Source organism: Trinickia sp. (assembly GCF_051961175.1).
Taxonomy (GTDB): domain Bacteria; phylum Pseudomonadota; class Gammaproteobacteria; order Burkholderiales; family Burkholderiaceae; genus Trinickia.
Genome location: NZ_JBQCDN010000110.1, coordinates 1 through 16,152, shown reverse-complemented (window position 1 = coordinate 16,152; position 16,152 = coordinate 1). Strand labels below are relative to the sequence as shown.

Sequence of the window (16,152 nt, the reverse complement as noted above, 5' to 3'; positions counted from 1 at the left end):
CACGATAGGCGTGCGGTTGCGTGCGGTCACCCTGCATGCGCTCGCAGCGCGCGCAGGAGTAAGGGCATGTCGAGGTGCGTGGCTGCACGTTCCGCCGATGGCGGCGCGAGATGCGGCACCGTGCCGATCAGCGGCACGCCGTGTTCGCGTTGCAGCCACGCGCGGATCGTTTCGATGTTTTCGTCGGCAAAGCGCATGGCCGGATCGACGATGTTCGCCACCCACCCCGCGAGATGCAGGCCCCGCGCGGCAATCGCATCGGCGGTGAGCAAGGCGTGGTTGATGCAGCCGAGTCGCACGCCGACGACGATGACGACAGGCAAACCCAGCGCGAGCGCGAGGTCGGCCGTGTCGCGCTGATCGTCGAGCGGCACGCGAAAGCCGCCAACCCCTTCGACGACAACCACGTCGGCCCGTCGCATCGCTTCGCGATGACAGTCGACGATCGGTGCGAGTTTCAGCGTGCGGCCTTCCTGCGCAGCGACGATGTGCGGCGCAGCCGGCGCTTTAAGCAGGTAAGGCGTTCTCATCTCGGGCGGCAGCAGCGCACCGGCGGCCGCGTCGAGCTGATCGGCGTCTTCGTTGTGCCACAGGCCGTCTTCCACGTTGAAATACGCGCCCGCGGCAATCGGCTTCATCGCGGCAGCGGACAGGCCGGCTTCAGCGAATCCCCGCAGCAGTGCGCACGAGACCAGCGTTTTGCCGATCTCGGTGTCAGTGCCGGTAACAAATAGCGAAAGCGCCGAACTCACGCGCAGTCTCCCGAGTGAACGAGGGCGGCTTGCAGTCGATCGAGATCGTCGAAGCTGTGCCCCGCCGACAGTGAAATGCGCAAACGCGATGTGCCCGCGGGTACCGTCGGCGGACGGATCGCAGGTACCCACAATCCTTGGGCATCCAGGCGGGCAGTGAGCGCCAGCGTGTCCTCGTTACCGCCGATGATGAGCGGCTGCACCGCCGTTGGCGAATCGATGGGGCGCCAGGGCGTTGCCCGCAAGATCGTGCGTGTGCGCTCGATCAGTGCGGCCAGATGCGCGCGACGCGCGTCGCCTTCCGCGCCCGCGATCAGCGCGAGGCTGGCCGACACCGCATGCGCCTCGGCTGGCGAGGCAGCCGTGGTGAAGATGTACGGCCGCGCGCGCTGCAGCAGCCATTCGATGACGGTCTCGTGCGCGATCGCCGCGGCCCCCGCCACGCCCACGGCCTTGCCGAACGTGCACAGGTAGACGAGGTTCGGCGAACGCAATGCGGCCTGTGCCACGGCGCCGCGCCCTTGCGGGCCCAGCACGCCGAAGCCATGCGCATCGTCGACGAGCAGCCACGCGCCATGTCGCTCCGCCAATTCGAGGAGCCGCGCAAGCGGCGCGATGCTGCCGTCCATGCTGAACACGGCATCGGTCACGATCGCTTTCGCCGGCGTATCGCACGCTTCGAGCATCGCCTCAAGCGCCGCGGTATCGGCGTGCGGATAGACCTGCACGTCGGCACGCGAGAGCCGGGCACCGTCGATGAGCGACGCATGGTTGAGTGCGTCGGAGAACAACGTCGTCCCGCGTCCCGCAAGGGCCGTCACGGCGGCGACGTTCGACATGTAACCCGTCGAGAACGTCAGCGCGCGCGGTGCGTCGACGAAGCCGCCGGCGAACGCGGCCAGTTCATCGGCCAGCACCGCGTGCGCGCGCGAATGGCCGCCGAGCAAATGCGAGCCGCCGCTGCCGGAGCCGAAGCGGCGCGCGCCTTCGGCCACCGCATCGGCCAGCAGCGGATGGGCGGCGAGACCGAGATAATCGTTGCTGGCGAAGCCGACAGTCGCGCGGCCGTCCACCGTCATATGTGCGGCGCACGGCGTATCGGCCACGCGGTGCCGGCGTAGCAGCGCGCGCGCTTCGAGGTCGGCCAGCCCTTCGCGCAAGGTATCGAGCGGGTGCATCATTGCGCTCCTGCCGACATCGTGGCATCGAACGTTTCGCACGTGCGTGAGGCGAGCAGGGCAATCGTTTCGGAGTCCAAAATATACGGCGGCATCAGGTAGACGGTGGTGCCGATCGGGCGCAGCAGCAATTCGCGTGATAGCGCTTGTTCGAAGAAGCGGCGCGAGAAGGTGCGCGCGGCATCCCCTTGCAGCGCGACGTCGAACGCGATGATCGTGCCGGTCCGGCGGAAATGACGGACGGCTGCATGCGAGCGAAGCGGCGAAAGCGCATCCATCAACATCGCTGCCTTCGTTTCGTTTTGCGCGAGTACGTCGTTGCGCTTGAACAGATCGAGTGTCGCCAGCGCAGCCCGGCAAGCAAGTGGGTTGCCCGTGTACGAATGCGAATGCAGGAAGCCGCGCGTGGTGTCGTCGTCGTAGAACGCCGCGTAGATTTCGTCGCGCGAGAGGACGAGCGAAAGCGGCAGGTAGCCGCCGCTGATGCCTTTCGACAGGCACAGGAAATCCGGCCAGATACCCGCCTGTTCGCAGGCGAAGAAGGTACCGGTGCGGCCGCAGCCCACGGCGATTTCGTCGGCGATCAGATGCACGTCGTGTTCGTCGCATAGCGTGCGCAACCCGGCCACGTAGGCGCTGTCGTGCATCGCCATGCCGGCTGCGCACTGCACGAGCGGTTCGACGATCAGCGCGGCGATACGCGAGCCGTGTGCGGCCAGCAGCGCACGCACGTCGTCCAGTGCGCGCTCGGCAACGTCGCGTGCGCTTTCGCCGGGCTCGGCGCGGCGTGCGTCGGGCGACGCGACGATATGCGCCGAGCGGATCAGTGGATCGTAGGCATCCTTGAACAAGGCGACATCAGTCACGCCGAGCGCGCCGATCGTTTCGCCGTGATAGCCGTTCGCTACACAGACGAACTCACATTTGTCCGCTTGCCCGCGATTGCGCCAGTAGTGGAAGCTCATCTTCAATGCGATTTCGACGGCACAGGCTCCGTCCGATGCAAAGAACGCGTGGCCGAGCGTGCCGTCCGTGAGCGCGGAAAGCCGCTCGGCGAGCTCAACCGCGGTTTCGTGCGTGCAGCCCGCGAGCATCGCATGCTCCAGCGTATCGAGCTGGGTCTTCAACGCTGCGTTGATGTCGTCGTTCGCGTGACCGAACAGGTTGACCCACCACGAGCTGATGGCGTCGAGGTAGCGATGGCCCGCGCGATCGTAGAGCCACGCGCCTTTACCGCGCGCGACGGGGATGAGCGGCAGACGCTCGTGATGCTTCATCTGCGTACACGGATGCCATACGGCCTTCAGGCTGCGGGCAACCCAATCGTGATCGGCGCCATATCCGCCGGCTGGCGTTTGCGTTCGACGATCGTCGGCTACTTGTCTGTTCAATCACCGCTCCGTGGCATGAGAGCCGCGCGTCGCGCTGGATTCATGCGAAAAATGCGTGACAGGTCTGGCGATTTGAATCACCGACCGGTGCCGCGCGAACAAAAACGGCGTGAGATTAACGCGTTCGGCGCACGATTGCACCTGCCTGCTCAAGGCTGCCAAAGGGCCCGTTCGAGGCGGTTCGAGGCAGCTGGCGACGCTTTTGCCGAGATCGACCGAAATCGACTCAGATAGCGACGGCAGAGTGAGCCCTACCTGCGAAAAAAATTTGTCGTCGCGTCTGTGGAACCGATTTTCCGAACGCGTGATGCGAAGGCGAAGACGCGTGAACGAACGTGAAAACGAACGTGGACGAGCGCAGACGAGCGCAGACGAGCGCAGACGAGCGCGACGAGCGGGACGAGCGGGACGAGGGGGACGAGGGGGACGAGCGCGACGAGCGCGGACAAGCCGAGCAATAGCCGTTGGAATGAAGTAAAAGGGCCGACAAGGCTGGCGAGCGCGCCGAGGATGACGAGTTCGGACGAAAACCGGGCCAGCGTGCAGGGTGGTGCGAACGATGTTCCGCTAGGTCACATCAATCGCGACTGGCCAGCGCGGACTCGTTGCCGTTGGTGGAATTCGACGACGAAGCCGTTTGCGAGGCATTCGCAGCGGAAGATGTGTCGTTCCAGACGACTTGATTGTCGACGGCATAGAGCCGGCAAGGCGAGTTGCCGTTTTCTTTGCGGCAATTAGCCAGTGCGACCGACATCGGGTTGTCGCCGCCTTCGGCCCACGACCACGCCCCCGACGACGACACGGCAAACGCGCGCGTCGGGTATTGATTCAGGAACGCGCGGTAAGCGGCGCGGCCGGCGGCATCGAGGTAGGGCACCGCCTTCACCGCATCGATCGCGGCAAAGCCGGACGGCTGCGGAGCCGCCTGATCCTGAACTTCGTACTGCACGCGGGTAGGCATGCCGATTCGTTCGAGGAATGCCTCGACAGAAGGCCACCAGATACGCACGCCGTCGCGATCGACCACGAGCCGATGCGCATCGTTCTTATAATCGCCGAAGTCCACCATGCGGGCGGGGGCGCCGTGCTCGACATAGCCCGCGTACATCCGCTGCGCCAAGTTATGGCTCCAGACTGAATCGTTGTCGCCGTAGATCCACAGGGAAGGCACATGCACCGTCTCGCCGTATTGCTCGAACGCATGCGTGAGATTGTCTTGCCAGCCCGTGCAGGCGTCCTGTCGCAGGCCGCCCGAGAAATTGATGAGGCCGCGTACGCCCGGTGCGGCACCCATGCCGTAAGCGATCGTCGTCAGGCCGCCATGCGAGGTGCCGGCCACGACGATGTGCGATGCGTCGACGTACGATCGATTCGTCATGAACGCGATCGTCGCCTTGACGTCGTCGGCTTGCGCCATGCCGTTCTTCTGGACGTCGCAGCCTTCCTGACGATAGGCACCGCCCGAATCGGCAAAACCTTCGCGATTCGGCGCGACGACGACATAGCCCCGTCGCACGAACTCGCGTGCGAATGAGAGCGGGCGGCTGCGCGGCTGTGCACGCGGATCGCCCTCGATCTTCCCGTGATTGAAAACGACGAGCGGAAACGGCCCCTGCCCGTCGGGTTTATAGATGGTCGCCTCGAGCGTGATCGTTCCCGCCGCGTCGACAGGGATGCGCACGATCTGTTCGTTCATGTCGCCCGCGAGCGGGGGGCGGACGTAAGCGTCGTTGCCGAATTCCAGTGGCGCGACGCCCGCGCGGCCGAGCGGCCTCGTATCGTTCGAGGCGAGCGTCATGGCGCGCAGCGTGTTCGCGTCGCTCGGCGCGGCCGTGGTCGCGCCGGCAAAAGCGCTCACGCATGCGCACGCGCACAAACATCCGACGAATACGTTCTTCAAACCCATGCGCGTGTCTGCCCTGATTACAAAAAAAGTGCCCCTACTGCTGGCGGTGCGTGGCGTAAGCGCCCGACCTGCTCAGTATCTGTGAGCCGCCCCCGGTGCCGTTGCCCGAAAAGAGCCCGGCTCCGGCCGCAATTCGCCCCTTCGGCAGCGACGAAATGGCGGCGGCCAATAGGGTGAAACAGCGGGGAAGGGGTACGGCGATAGTGCGGAACCATCGTAGCGTCGCTGAAATGTTCCGCCAATGCAGGAGAACCCGGGGCGCGAGGCGGCCAGGGCGGGGGAGGGTGGCAATCTTTGCCGAAGCAAAGATCGCCTAAAATCGATGCGAGTTAGCGCTCGCTGACGTCGCCGTCCACGTAGCGCCAGCGTTCGTCTTCTCCTCGTACGAAACGGCTGACCTCATGCAGCCGATGTCCGCGGCCGCCTTGTTTGTAGCGGGCGACGAATTCGACGATCGCATGCCGAGCATCCAGCGGCTCGAATCGCTTCACTTGCAAGCCGAGCCAGCGTGGTGCGTCGGGCGTATCCGTGTCGACGTCGAGATCGGCGGGACAGGTGGCAGGGTCCCATGTTGCGCGCAGATAATCTGTGGCGCCGAGCACATACGCGCTGTATCGCGAACGCATCAGTTCGAGCGCGGTCGGTGCGATGGCGCTGCCGGCGAGGTACGGCCCGCAGCAGGCGTCGAACCTGGGCGGTCGCACGCCGGGCGCCCGTCCCGGGGCCGTGCCCCCGCAAGGGCATTCGAGCGGTGCGGCCTTGTATCGGGAAACGGAGGCGGCCGTCACGCGGCGAGCCCTCGCGCGATCAGGATCTTTTGAATATCGCTCGTGCCCTCGTAGATTTGGCAGACGCGCACGTCGCGATAGATCCGCTCGACCGGGAAGTCGCTCACGTACCCGTAGCCGCCGAACGTCTGGATCGCGCTCGAGCAAATGCGCTCGGCCGCCTCTGAGGCGAACAGTTTGGCCATCGCCGCCTCGGTCAGGCACGGCAGGCCCGCGTCTTTGAGCGAAGCGGCGTGCCAGACGAGCTGGCGCGCGGCTTCGAGCTGCGTCGCCATCTCCGCGAAACGGAATTGGACGGCCTGATGGGCGTAAATCGGCTGGCCGAAGCTCTCGCGCTCGCGCGCGTAGGCGAGCGCTGCTTCGAACGCCGCCCGCGCCATCCCGACGCTTTGCGCGGCGATGCCGATCCGTCCGCCCTCGAGCCCGGACAGGGCGATCCGGTAGCCTTCGCCTTCCTCGCCGATCCGATTGGCCTTCGGTACGCGGCAGCCTTCGAAGACGATCTGCGCGGTGTCTGACGAATGCTGGCCGAGCTTGTCTTCGAGCCGCGCGACGAGGTAGCCGGGCGTATTCGTCGGCACGATGAACGCGCTGATGCCGCGCTTGCCGGCGGTTTTGTCGGTCACGGCCATGACAATCGCGACATCGCCGTGCTTGCCGCTCGTGATGAATTGTTTGACGCCGTCGATGACGTAACTGTCGCCATCGCGAACGGCGACGGTGCGCAGCGCCGAGGCGTCCGATCCCGCTTGCGGCTCCGTCAGGCAAAACGCGCCAAGCATATCGCCGCGCGCGAGCGGCGTCAGCCATTCGCGCTTTTGCTCTTCGTTGCCGTAGGCAAGCAGGATGCTGCAGACGGGGCAGTTGTTGACGGAGATGGCCGTGGACGTGCCGCCGTCGCCTGCCGCAATCTCTTCGAGCATGACGGCGAGCGCGAGCGCATCGAGCCCCGCACCGCCGTACTCGGCCGGTACCAGCACGCCATAGGCGCCGAGTTCGGCCAGTTGCCGGTGCACCTCGCGTGGAAAGGTACGCTCGCGGTCCCAGGTGGCCGCATGCGGTGCAATAGCCTCGCGCACGAACGTGCGCACGGCGTCGCGTATCATCGAGTGATCTTGGTCGAGCACCATGGGCGGCGTCTCCGTCAATTCAATTTTCGGTATTCGGTATTCGATTAGGACTGCTTGCTATCGCGGCTGTGGGCAACCGCCTGCTTGTTGTTCCGGCGAAATCCGCAGGATCACCAATCGATCGACGTGCCGTCGTATTGCACGAATCGGCCGTGATAGCTTTCGCGATCGGCTGCAGCCGCTGCGAGCACCGAACGCATGCCCGTGACGCTGCGCGGGGCGTCGATCGCGGCCTGCGAGCCGCCCATGTCGGTGCGCACCCATCCCGGATGCAGCGCGACGCAGGTGGCGCGCCGCGTCTGCAACGCCGCGATGCGCAACGCGCAGTTCAAGGCAGCCTTGCTCGCGCGATAGAGCCAACCCGTGGTGCCCGTCGCCTCGGAGATGCTGCCCATGCGGCTCGATACCACGCCGAGCACGCCATGGGCGGCTTCGACGAGTGGCAGTAAAACCGGCATCAGCATCATCGGCCCGCGTACGTTCGTCGTCATGACGTAATCGAAGTCTTCGGCGCTGAACGGGTCGACACCCTCCGTGGCCGGTCCATAAACGCCGGCCACGATCAGCGCGGCATCAAGCCGTTCACCGGCGAGTTTCGCGGCGAGCGCGGCGATGTCGCCGGGTTCGGTCACGTCGAGCGAAATCGCCGATACGTTGCGAGCCTCGAGTTGGGCCAGTGCCCGCTCGTCCCGCACCGTGGCGATCACACGCCAGCCTGCGGCGTCGTATTGGCGGACGAATTCCTGGCCGAGGCCGCGCGATGCGCCGACAATCAAGACGGTCTTCATCGATGCTCTCCTGTCGCGATGGACTGCGTTTGATGGGCGGCCGCCGCGCCGATCCGCGCGGCGGCCATCCTCCATCGATCAGACGATTTCGATGCCCATCGCCGTCGCTTCGCCGCCGCCGATGCACAGGCTCGCCACGCCGCGCCGGCCACCGCGCTTGCGCAGCGCCCCGATCAACGTGACGAGGATCCGTGCGCCCGAAGCGCCGATCGGATGGCCGAGCGCGCAGGCGCCGCCATTCACGTTGACCTTCTCATGCGGCAGCTTGTGGTCCGTCATCGCGGCCATCGCCACGACGGCGAACGCTTCGTTCACTTCGTACAGATCGACATCGTTCGCCTGCCAGTCGTTTTTCTCGAGCAGCTTGCGGATCGCGCCGACGGGCGCCGTCGTGAATTTCGACGGCTCCTGCGCGAACGTGGAATGTCCGACGACGCGCGCGAGCGGCGTGAGACCGAGCCGTTCGGCGGTCGATGCGCGCATCATGACGAGCGCCGCGGCCCCATCGGAGATCGACGACGCGTTCGCGGCCGTGACGGTGCCCGTCTTGCTGAAGGCCGGCTTGAGCGTGGCGATTTTGTCGATGTTCGCCTTGAACGGCTGCTCGTCGCGCAAGATCGTCACTTCGTCGCCCTTGCGGCCCGCCACCTTGACGGGGGCGATTTCCCACGTGAACGAGCCGTCTTCGTTCGCGCGCTTCGCACGCACGAGCGATTCGATCGCAAACGCATCCTGCGCCTCGCGCGTGAAGCCGTAGGCGCTCGCGCATTCTTCCGCGAACGTGCCCATCAGGCGGCCCTTTTCATAGGCATCTTCCAGGCCGTCGAGGAACATGTGGTCGAGCACCTGGCCGTGTCCCATGCGCATGCCGCTGCGCGCCTTGGGCAGCAGATACGGCGCGTTCGTCATGCTCTCCATGCCGCCGGCGATCATGACGTCGACGGAGCCCGCCGCAAGCATGTCATGGGCGAACATCGCCGCGCGCATGCCCGAGCCGCACATCTTGTTGACGGTCGTGCAGCCCGTCGCGAGCGGCAGGCCCGCGCCCAGCGCCGCTTGCCGCGCCGGCGCCTGGCCGAGGCCGGCCGGCAGCACGCAGCCCATCAGCACTTCCTCGATCTGCCCGGGTTGGAGGCCCGAGCGCTCGAGTGCGGCCGCGATGGCCACCGAGCCGAGTTGCGGCGATGTGAGCGAGGCGAACTCGCCCTGAAAACCCGCCATCGGCGTGCGAGCTGCCGAGACGATCACGATCGGATCCTTCGTGTTGCGCATTGCGTCAGTCATGTTTGAGCTCCTTGATCACACCCTTGGCCACCTGCTCGACGTTCGCAAGCGAGGCTAGATCGGCGGCGACCACGTCGTTTTGCGCCGATCCCGCCTGTTCGGCGGAAAGGGCGGCGACACAGCGTTGATAGGTTGCATCGAGCGCGTCGGGGCTCGAAATCGTCATGCCGAGGTTGCGCACGCGCCCGTCGTGCACACCGTAGGCGAGCCCGTGCACCGTGAGCGGCTGGCTGCGCGCCCACGCATCGTTCACGATCGTCGTGCGGCAGACGTTGACGACTTGCTCGATCGTATTGAGCTCGACGAGACGGCGGTGGCGCGCCACCATCGGCCACTGTTCGAGCAGCGCGGCATGCTTGGCGCGTACGTCCTGAATGTGGTGGAGCCAGTTGTCGGCCAGCCCGATGCGGCGATCGTGCAACGCGGCGCCGACCCCCGAACAGCCGTAGTGGCCCACGACCATGATGTGCTTGACCTTGAGCAGATCGACGGCGAACTGGATGACGGACAGGCAGTTCAGATCCGTGTGCACGACGACGTTCGCGATGTTGCGGTGGACGAATACCTCGCCCGGCGGCAGGCCGATGATCTGGTTGGCAGGCACGCGCGAATCGGAACAGCCGATCCAGAGGTACTCGGGCGCCTGCTGATCGGCGAGGCGTGCGAAGTACTGCGGATCCTGGGCGAGCTTGCGTTCCACCCACGCTTCGTTGTTGGCGAAGAGCTGGGCGAGTGGATGGTTGGGTTCGTTCATAGTGAGTCGTCGTCGTAGTGGTTGAGCCCTGACAGGCTATGAAGCGCGTTTGGACTGTGTGCGGGGCGCCCGGCACTCATGCCGCGCGGGCGGTACCTGAGCCGCCGCCGTCCGGATGCGGTGATGCGGTGTCTTGCGCCGCTTCGGCGGCAGGTTGATCGGCGAACCGGGCAGGAAAGCGATTGCAGAAGCGCAAGCCCGAGTCGTACGGAAAAAAGTCGGGCAAGTCGCCCTTGAGCAGCAACTCCTTGTGCCGTTGCCAGAGCTTCGGATCGAAGAAGTCGGCATGATGGCGCATGAAGTACTGGCGCACCGTCGGATCGCCGAGCAGGAACGTCGAATAGGTTTCGGGGAAGATATCGTTCGGCGCGACGCCGTACCACGGTTCGGCCGAGAGTTCATCTTCCTCCGTCTGCGCTTGCGGCACGTGCCGCACGTTGCAGTCCGTCAGATATTCGATCTCGTCGTAATCGTAGAACACGACGCGGCCGTGACGCGTGACGCCGAAATTCTTGTAGAGCATGTCGCCGGGGAAGATGTTCGCCTGCATGAGCTCCTTCACGGCATCGCCGTATTCCTTGATCGCATGCTCGATATCGGCTTCGGTGCCGTTTTGCAGGAACAGATTGAGCGGCACCATGCGGCGCTCGATGTACACGTGCTTGATGACGAGGCAGTCGCCCTCGTACTCGATCATCGAAGGCGCTTCCTTCTCGAGCTCCCGGAGGAGTTCTTCGTCCAGGCGCGAGCGCGGCAGCGCCACGCTCGAGTATTCGAGCGTATCCGCCATGCGCCCGAGCCGGTCGTGCCGTTTCACGAGCAGGTACTTGTCCTGGATCTTCTGGCGCGTCGTGTCCTTCGGGGCCGGGAAGGCGTCCTTGATGATCTTGAAGACGTACGGGAACGAAGGCAGCGTGAACACGACCATCACGAGCCCCTTGATACCGGGCGCGATGATGAAGTGATCGCTCGAATGCGAGAGGTGCTTAAGCAGATCGCGATAGAAGTTGTTCTTGCCTTGCTTCTGCAAGCCGACCGACGTGTAGATTTCCGCCTTCGGCTTGCCCGGCATGATCGTGCCGAGGAAGTCGACGTAAGCGGAGGGCACGTCCATATCGACGAGAAAATACGAGTGCGAAAAGCTGAAGATGATCAGCAGCAGTTCGCGCTTGAGCAACACGGTGTCGAGCGCGAGCAGCCCGGGCTTCACGTGACGGATCGGCACGGCGAACGGCACCAGCACTTCGCCGTTGATGATGCGCCCGATGATGTACGCGGCCTTGTTGCGGAAGAACAGCGACGACAGCACATGCACCTGGAAGTTGAACGCTTCCGAAAACACGCCGAACGTTTCGTGGATCGCATCGATGATGCAGGCGACATCGCGCGACAGATCCTCGAACGGCGGCTCGAGCTGGAAATTCGTGACGATGCGTTCGAGCGTGGCGGCCAGGCCATCCTTGCCCGGATAGTAGGCCCGGTAGGTCGGCTTCGCGGCGGGCTCCTCGTTTTCCAGATACTCGGTTGAAATGACGGGCCGCACGAAGATGAAATCGTTGTTGAAGTACGACCGGTGCAGAATCTTGCAGCAGACCGAATTGAAAAACGTTTCGGCGCATTCCGGCTGCAAGTGGTGCGTCAACAAGCCGATGTAGTGCAGCTTGATCTGCTGCCATACTTCGTCGTCGATGTTCTCGGCATCGTATTCGTCTTCGAGCAGGCGCACGCATTCGTCCACCCGATCGTCGTACGAAGCGATCCGGTCACGTGCGAGCTTTTGCAGCGCGAGCCAGTCAGCGGCTTCGAACAGCGTTTTCGCATGGACGGCCGCCGAGCGGAAATTGCCGTAGTGACGATCGAAGCCCTCGAGCATCGTCTGCGCGACGTCGAAGCCGATCTGCGACGACAGCAGTTTGGGAAAGTGCTTCATTCGTCTTCCGATTGCTCAACGCCCGCGCCGCCGTTCGCGACTCCATTCGCGCTGCCGTTTGCGCTCCCATTCGCGCTGCCGTTTGCGCCGGCATCCCGCGAGCAATCGATGCCGTTGTCGGCCAGCATCGCGCGACACTGCGATTCATATTGCGCGAGATCCTCGAGCGTCGTCGTCAGGTCTTCCAGCTGGCGTTCGAGCACTTGGCGATGGTCGGCGATCGTCGCCAGGAACGCGTGCAACTGCGGGACGGTGTCGGTCGGCGATTCGTACAGGTCGAGCAGATCGCGAATCTCCGACAGCGTGAAGCCCAGCCGTTTGCCGCGCAGCGTCAGCTTCAGGCGCGTGCGATCGCGCGGCGAGTACACGCGCCGCAAACCGCTGGAGCCCTCCCGGCGCGGCGCGAGCAGGCCCTGGTCTTCATAGAAGCGGATGGCGCGGGGCGTAACATCGAATTCGCGTGCGAGTTCGGTAATCGTGAAGTGCTGGGTCATAAGGGGCGCGTCGGGGTAGAATCGACAGACGTTTACGTTATCGTCAACTTCAACAAAGTGCAACTAGCCGAGTGGCTGCGTTGCCCTCGAACGGGAAACTCCTGATGAATGCGTTGGAACACCAACTCGATTATCCGTTCACCGATACCTTGCCCGAGCCGGGGCGGTTGGTCGAGGTGGCCCCTGGGGTTCATTGGGTGCGCATGCCGTTGCCGTTCGCGCTCGATCACATCAACTTGTGGCTGCTGCGTGACGAAATCGACGGGCACGCCGGGTGGACAGTCGTCGATTGCGGCATTGCCGATGACACCATCAAGGCGAACTGGGAGCACATTTTCGCGCACGAGCTGGGCGGCTTGCCCATCTTGCGCACGATCGTCACCCATTGCCACCCCGATCACCTCGGGTTGGCCGACTGGATCTGCAAGGGCGGCGAGCGCGAGCGCTGGAACGTGCGCCTGTGGATCACCCTTGGCGAATACATGCTCGGGCGTGTGATGGCTGCAGGAGATGGGTCGAACGCGGGCGGCGAAGGGGCGGCGCGTCACTTCGCCAGACACGGGCTCTCGGATCCGATCGCGCTCGAAAAACTGCGCAACCGCCGCGATTATTACTCGAAGCTCGTGCCGTCGATGCCGGGGCAGTATCGGCGCATACGGGAGGGCGATCTGATTCGCATCGGCGGGAATGCCTGGCGAGTGGTCACAGGGTACGGGCACTCGCCCGAACATGCCGCGCTCCATTGCGAGGCCACGGGTGTGCTGATTTCGGGCGATATGGTGTTGCCGCGCATTTCGACGAACGTCTCCGTCTTCGATATCGAGCCGGAAAGCAATCCGCTTGCGCTCTATCTGGAATCGCTGGGGCGTTACCAGGGAATGCCGGCCGATACGCTCGTGCTGCCCTCGCACGGCAAGCCGTTTCGCGGCGTGCGCACGCGTATCGCGCAATTGCGTGCCCATCACGACGCGCGGCTGGCCGAGGTACGCGAGGCATGTGCGCGGCGGCCGATGAGCGCGGCCGAGATTGTGCCGTTGATGTTCAAGCGCGAGCTCGATATCCACCAGACGACGTTCGCAATGGGCGAAGCGCTCGCCCATCTGCACTTGCTGTGGCTCGCAGGCGAACTCGAGCGCCGCGAAGGTGAGGACGGCGTGATCCGGTTTGCATCGGCGGCATAGGGGCGCCGCCGCATCGAGCATCCCGGGGCGATGACTGCCGCTCGTCTGCTCCTGCGCTATCGCGCGCCGCGCATCGCCTGCGCGCGGACGAGCAATAGTTCGCGCTCTCGCGCGTTTTGCGTCATCGCGGCCGCGCGTTCGAATTCGGTGCGCGCTTCGTCATGCCGCCCAAGCTTGGCCAATAAGTCGCCGCGCACACTCGGCAGCCAGTGATAACGCGCGAGCATCGGATCGGCCGCCAGTGCCTCGACGATTGCAAAACCGGCTTCAGGACCATAGGCCATGCCGACCGCGACCGCGCGGTTCAGTTCCACGACAGGCGACGGATTGATTTGAGCGAGCGCGTCGTAAAGCGCGACGATTCGTGCCCAATCGGTGTCTTCGGCGCGGCGCGCGCGCGTATGACAAGCGGCAAGTTCCGCTTGCAGCGCGTACGGGCCCAGTGCGCCGCCGGGCGCTTCGGCCCGCGCGAGCGCGGCGAGCCCCCGCCGAATCAACAGCGGATCCCAGCGCGAACGGTCCTGATCGGCGAGCAGCACGGGCCGGCCGCTTGCATCGATGCGCGCATGGAGTCGTGACGCCTGCAGCTCCATCAAGGCGACGAGACCGTGCACTTCGCTTTCGTCGCGCACGAGTTCAGCGAGAATGCGGCCCAGCCGCAGGGCTTCGTCGCAGAGCGCCGGCCGCATCCAGTCTTCGCCTGCCGTGGCTGCATATCCTTCGTTGAAAATCAGATAGACGACTTCGAGCACGGATGCCATGCGCGCGGCGCGCATCTCGGCGCGCGGCACTTCGAACGGCACATGCGCTTCACGCAGCGTGCGTTTGGCGCGCACGATGCGCTGCGCGATCGTCGCTTCTGGCGCGAGGAAGGCGCGTGCGATCTCGTGCGTGGCGAGCCCGCCCAACAACCGTAGCGTCAAGGCGACGCGTGCGTCCGTCGATAGCACCGGATGGCAGGCCGTGAAAATGAGGCGCAGCAAGTCATCGCCGATATCATCGGCGCGCGCGGCATCGATCGCATCGACGAAATCGGGTACGACATGAGCTTCCAGCGCATCGAGGTCGCGCCCGATCGCCTCGTGCTTCTTGGCATGCAGAGCGTCCTGGCGCAGCTTGTCGAGTGCGCGATGTTTGACGGTCGCCATCAGCCATGCGCCGGGATTATCGGGTACCCCATCGCGCGGCCAATGTTCGAGCGCGGCGACGAGCGCATCCTGCGCCAGTTCCTCGGCGACGCCGATGTCCCGCACGAGTCGCGCGGCGTGCGCGACGACGCGCGCCGCTTCGATGCGCCAGACAGCTTCGATTGCGCGATGGGTGGGATTAGCCGGGATCATGGTCGGTCAGCGCCGGCTCGACTCGAGTGCACGGAAACGTTCAATGCGCTCACTGGGTTCGAAGTCTTCCAACTCGAGCAGCTCGCGGACCTCGATTTCACCGTCGCCGGCGTCACCGAACGGCGAGGGGAAGCGCCGCACCCATTCGAGTGCTTCTTCGCGCGAACGCACTTGAATGAGCGTATAGCCGGCGATGAGCTCCTTCGTTTCAGCAAACGGCCCGTCGATGACCGTGCGGGCGCCGCTCGAATAACGCACGCGCCAGCCTTCCGAACTCGGCTTGAGACCGTTCGCGTCGAGCAATACCCCGGCGCGCGTCAGTTCTTCGTGATAGGCCACCATCGCCGCTATCCAGCATTCCTCCGGCATCGCGCCCGATTCACTGCGAGCGCTGGCCCGGACCATGATCATGAAACGCATCGTATCGCTCCTCGAAAGTGACGGCGACCATGGATCGGTCTCCTGTCTTTGCGACGAACGAAACGCTGCCCGTTCGACATCGACACCGCTCATTTCTGCGAAATATCGATGACAATCTTGGGAAAGGTCTGTCCCTTATTCGTAGCAGGGTGCCAGGCGTCTGACTTCGACCGTGCACCATTGGGCGGCTGGGCACTCGGCCGCGATGGCGAGGGCGTCCTCCTCGCGGTCGCAGTTGAGCAGATAGAAACCGCCCACCATCTCCTTGGCTTCGACGAATGGGCCGTCGATCAAGCGGCGCTCGCCGCCGCGAAGCTCGACGCGCACCGCTTCGTCGGTCGACGCCAACGATTGCGCGGCGACGAGCAGGCCGCGTTCTTTCAGATCCGCGCCGAAGCGGAGCATCGAATCGTAGGCGGCGCGGGCTTCGTCTGGCGTGCGCTCGGCGCGTTGGCCGACGGGTTCGACGATCAACAGTAGGTAAGACATGGCGGACTCCCGAGGAGGGGCGCACCTGAGCCGGTGCGCCGTTCGCCAAGAAGGATAGAGCAGGCGCGCCGGCGCTGCCACGAGGCGAGCATGCCGCCGCGGCGGTCGGGCGGTCGTGCCCCTCAGGCCTCTCAGGCCTCTCAGGCCTCTCAGGCCTCTTAGGCCTCTCAGGCCTCTCAGGCTCCTCAGGCTCCTCAGGCTCCTCAGGCTCCTCCGGCTCCTCAGGCTCCTCAGGCTCCTCAGGCTCCTCAGGCCCCTCAGGCCCCTCAGGCCCCTCAGGCCCCTCAGGCCCCTCAGGCTCCTCCGGCTCCTCCGGCTCCTCCGGCT

General features: G+C 64.9%; 17 protein-coding genes. 3 read left to right on the top strand and 14 right to left on the bottom strand.

The features are described from left to right. Window positions 1-26: 26 nt before the first annotated feature. From bioD to bioA, 3 genes are read right to left on the bottom strand one after another with little or no spacing between them, the layout of a single operon-like run. Window positions 27-752, bottom strand: coding sequence for a dethiobiotin synthase (gene bioD, locus ACTHL0_RS05705; protein WP_440565623.1), 726 nt, complete (start codon window positions 750-752; stop codon window positions 27-29). Continuing rightward, window positions 749-1,930: an 8-amino-7-oxononanoate synthase gene (gene bioF / locus ACTHL0_RS05700; protein WP_440565669.1), complete on the bottom strand. Its 1,182-nt coding sequence runs from the start codon at window positions 1,928-1,930 to the stop codon at window positions 749-751. Before bioF ends, bioD begins: the two co-directional genes overlap by 4 nt. Beyond that, a complete protein-coding gene (gene bioA / locus ACTHL0_RS05695; protein WP_440565667.1) occupies window positions 1,930-3,237 on the bottom strand; it encodes an adenosylmethionine--8-amino-7-oxononanoate transaminase in 1,308 nt (435 codons plus the stop codon). Before bioA ends, bioF begins: the two co-directional genes overlap by 1 nt. Before the next feature lie 419 nt (window positions 3,238-3,656). Between bioA and ACTHL0_RS05690 the strand changes: the two genes are divergently transcribed. Next, window positions 3,657-3,782, top strand: coding sequence for a hypothetical protein (locus ACTHL0_RS05690; protein WP_440565621.1), 126 nt, complete (start codon window positions 3,657-3,659; stop codon window positions 3,780-3,782). 116 nt (window positions 3,783-3,898) lie between these two features. On the opposite strand, the gene ACTHL0_RS05685 is transcribed toward ACTHL0_RS05690, so the two are convergent. Then, on the bottom strand, window positions 3,899-5,119 hold the full coding sequence (locus ACTHL0_RS05685; RefSeq protein WP_440565620.1) for a dienelactone hydrolase family protein: 1,221 nt from the start codon (window positions 5,117-5,119) through the stop codon (window positions 3,899-3,901). On the opposite strand from ACTHL0_RS05685, the gene ACTHL0_RS05680 reads away from it, so the two are divergent. Continuing rightward, window positions 5,118-5,312, top strand: a complete 195-nt coding sequence (locus ACTHL0_RS05680; protein ID WP_440565618.1) for a hypothetical protein — start codon at window positions 5,118-5,120, stop codon at window positions 5,310-5,312. The genes ACTHL0_RS05685 and ACTHL0_RS05680 overlap by 2 nt on opposite strands. 244 nt (window positions 5,313-5,556) lie before the next feature. On the opposite strand, the gene ACTHL0_RS05675 is transcribed toward ACTHL0_RS05680, so the two are convergent. From ACTHL0_RS05675 to ACTHL0_RS05645, 7 genes are all read right to left on the bottom strand, one after another. Next, a complete protein-coding gene (locus ACTHL0_RS05675; RefSeq protein ID WP_440565616.1) occupies window positions 5,557-6,015 on the bottom strand; it encodes a YchJ family protein in 459 nt (152 codons plus the stop codon). After that, window positions 6,012-7,145: an acyl-CoA dehydrogenase family protein gene (locus ACTHL0_RS05670; protein ID WP_440565614.1), complete on the bottom strand. Its 1,134-nt coding sequence runs from the start codon at window positions 7,143-7,145 to the stop codon at window positions 6,012-6,014. The genes ACTHL0_RS05675 and ACTHL0_RS05670 overlap by 4 nt, the downstream gene beginning before the upstream one ends. A 110-nt stretch (window positions 7,146-7,255) precedes the next feature. Continuing rightward, window positions 7,256-7,933, bottom strand: a complete 678-nt coding sequence (locus ACTHL0_RS05665; protein ID WP_440565612.1) for an SDR family oxidoreductase — start codon at window positions 7,931-7,933, stop codon at window positions 7,256-7,258. A gap of 78 nt (window positions 7,934-8,011) precedes the next feature. Further along, window positions 8,012-9,205, bottom strand: a complete 1,194-nt coding sequence (locus tag ACTHL0_RS05660; RefSeq protein WP_440565665.1) for an acetyl-CoA C-acetyltransferase — start codon at window positions 9,203-9,205, stop codon at window positions 8,012-8,014. A gap of 4 nt (window positions 9,206-9,209) precedes the next feature. After that, entirely contained in the window at window positions 9,210-9,971 is a 762-nt protein-coding gene (can, locus tag ACTHL0_RS05655) for a carbonate dehydratase (RefSeq protein ID WP_440565610.1), read from the bottom strand. Between the two features lie 76 nt (window positions 9,972-10,047). After that, complete coding sequence (aceK, locus tag ACTHL0_RS05650; protein ID WP_440565608.1) at window positions 10,048-11,901, bottom strand: bifunctional isocitrate dehydrogenase kinase/phosphatase; 1,854 nt, start codon at window positions 11,899-11,901, stop codon at window positions 10,048-10,050. After that, complete coding sequence (locus ACTHL0_RS05645; protein WP_440565607.1) at window positions 11,898-12,395, bottom strand: MerR family transcriptional regulator; 498 nt, start codon at window positions 12,393-12,395, stop codon at window positions 11,898-11,900. Before ACTHL0_RS05645 ends, aceK begins: the two co-directional genes overlap by 4 nt. Window positions 12,396-12,499: 104 nt before the next feature. Between ACTHL0_RS05645 and ACTHL0_RS05640 the strand changes: the two genes are divergently transcribed. After that, window positions 12,500-13,576, top strand: a complete 1,077-nt coding sequence (locus ACTHL0_RS05640) for an MBL fold metallo-hydrolase (RefSeq protein ID WP_440565606.1) — start codon at window positions 12,500-12,502, stop codon at window positions 13,574-13,576. A 56-nt stretch (window positions 13,577-13,632) separates the two neighbouring features. Here the strand turns inward: ACTHL0_RS05640 and ACTHL0_RS05635 are convergent, their stop codons facing one another. From ACTHL0_RS05635 to ACTHL0_RS05625, 3 genes are all read right to left on the bottom strand, one after another. After that, window positions 13,633-14,916: an RNA polymerase sigma factor gene (locus ACTHL0_RS05635; RefSeq protein ID WP_440565605.1), complete on the bottom strand. Its 1,284-nt coding sequence runs from the start codon at window positions 14,914-14,916 to the stop codon at window positions 13,633-13,635. Between the two features lie 6 nt (window positions 14,917-14,922). Then, complete coding sequence (locus ACTHL0_RS05630) at window positions 14,923-15,336, bottom strand: YciI family protein (RefSeq protein WP_440565604.1); 414 nt, start codon at window positions 15,334-15,336, stop codon at window positions 14,923-14,925. A gap of 135 nt (window positions 15,337-15,471) precedes the next feature. Further along, window positions 15,472-15,825, bottom strand: coding sequence for a YciI family protein (locus tag ACTHL0_RS05625; RefSeq protein WP_440565603.1), 354 nt, complete (start codon window positions 15,823-15,825; stop codon window positions 15,472-15,474). Between the last annotated feature and the right edge of the window lie 327 nt (window positions 15,826-16,152).

Coding starts and splice junctions, on each gene's coding strand:
- ACTHL0_RS05625 (WP_440565603.1), bottom strand. CDS start 15,825: ATGTCTTACCTACTGTTGATCGTCGAACCCGTCGGCCAACGCGCCGAG.
- ACTHL0_RS05680 (WP_440565618.1), top strand. CDS start 5,118: ATGGCGCGCAGCGTGTTCGCGTCGCTCGGCGCGGCCGTGGTCGCGCCG.
- ACTHL0_RS05635 (WP_440565605.1), bottom strand. CDS start 14,916: ATGATCCCGGCTAATCCCACCCATCGCGCAATCGAAGCTGTCTGGCGC.
- ACTHL0_RS05640 (WP_440565606.1), top strand. CDS start 12,500: ATGAATGCGTTGGAACACCAACTCGATTATCCGTTCACCGATACCTTG.
- ACTHL0_RS05660 (WP_440565665.1), bottom strand. CDS start 9,205: ATGCGCAACACGAAGGATCCGATCGTGATCGTCTCGGCAGCTCGCACG.
- ACTHL0_RS05670 (WP_440565614.1), bottom strand. CDS start 7,145: ATGGTGCTCGACCAAGATCACTCGATGATACGCGACGCCGTGCGCACG.
- ACTHL0_RS05685 (WP_440565620.1), bottom strand. CDS start 5,119: ATGACGCTCGCCTCGAACGATACGAGGCCGCTCGGCCGCGCGGGCGTC.
- ACTHL0_RS05645 (WP_440565607.1), bottom strand. CDS start 12,395: ATGACCCAGCACTTCACGATTACCGAACTCGCACGCGAATTCGATGTT.
- ACTHL0_RS05665 (WP_440565612.1), bottom strand. CDS start 7,933: ATGAAGACCGTCTTGATTGTCGGCGCATCGCGCGGCCTCGGCCAGGAA.
- aceK (WP_440565608.1), bottom strand. CDS start 11,901: ATGAAGCACTTTCCCAAACTGCTGTCGTCGCAGATCGGCTTCGACGTC.
- bioF (WP_440565669.1), bottom strand. CDS start 1,930: ATGCACCCGCTCGATACCTTGCGCGAAGGGCTGGCCGACCTCGAAGCG.
- can (WP_440565610.1), bottom strand. CDS start 9,971: ATGAACGAACCCAACCATCCACTCGCCCAGCTCTTCGCCAACAACGAA.
- ACTHL0_RS05630 (WP_440565604.1), bottom strand. CDS start 15,336: ATGCGTTTCATGATCATGGTCCGGGCCAGCGCTCGCAGTGAATCGGGC.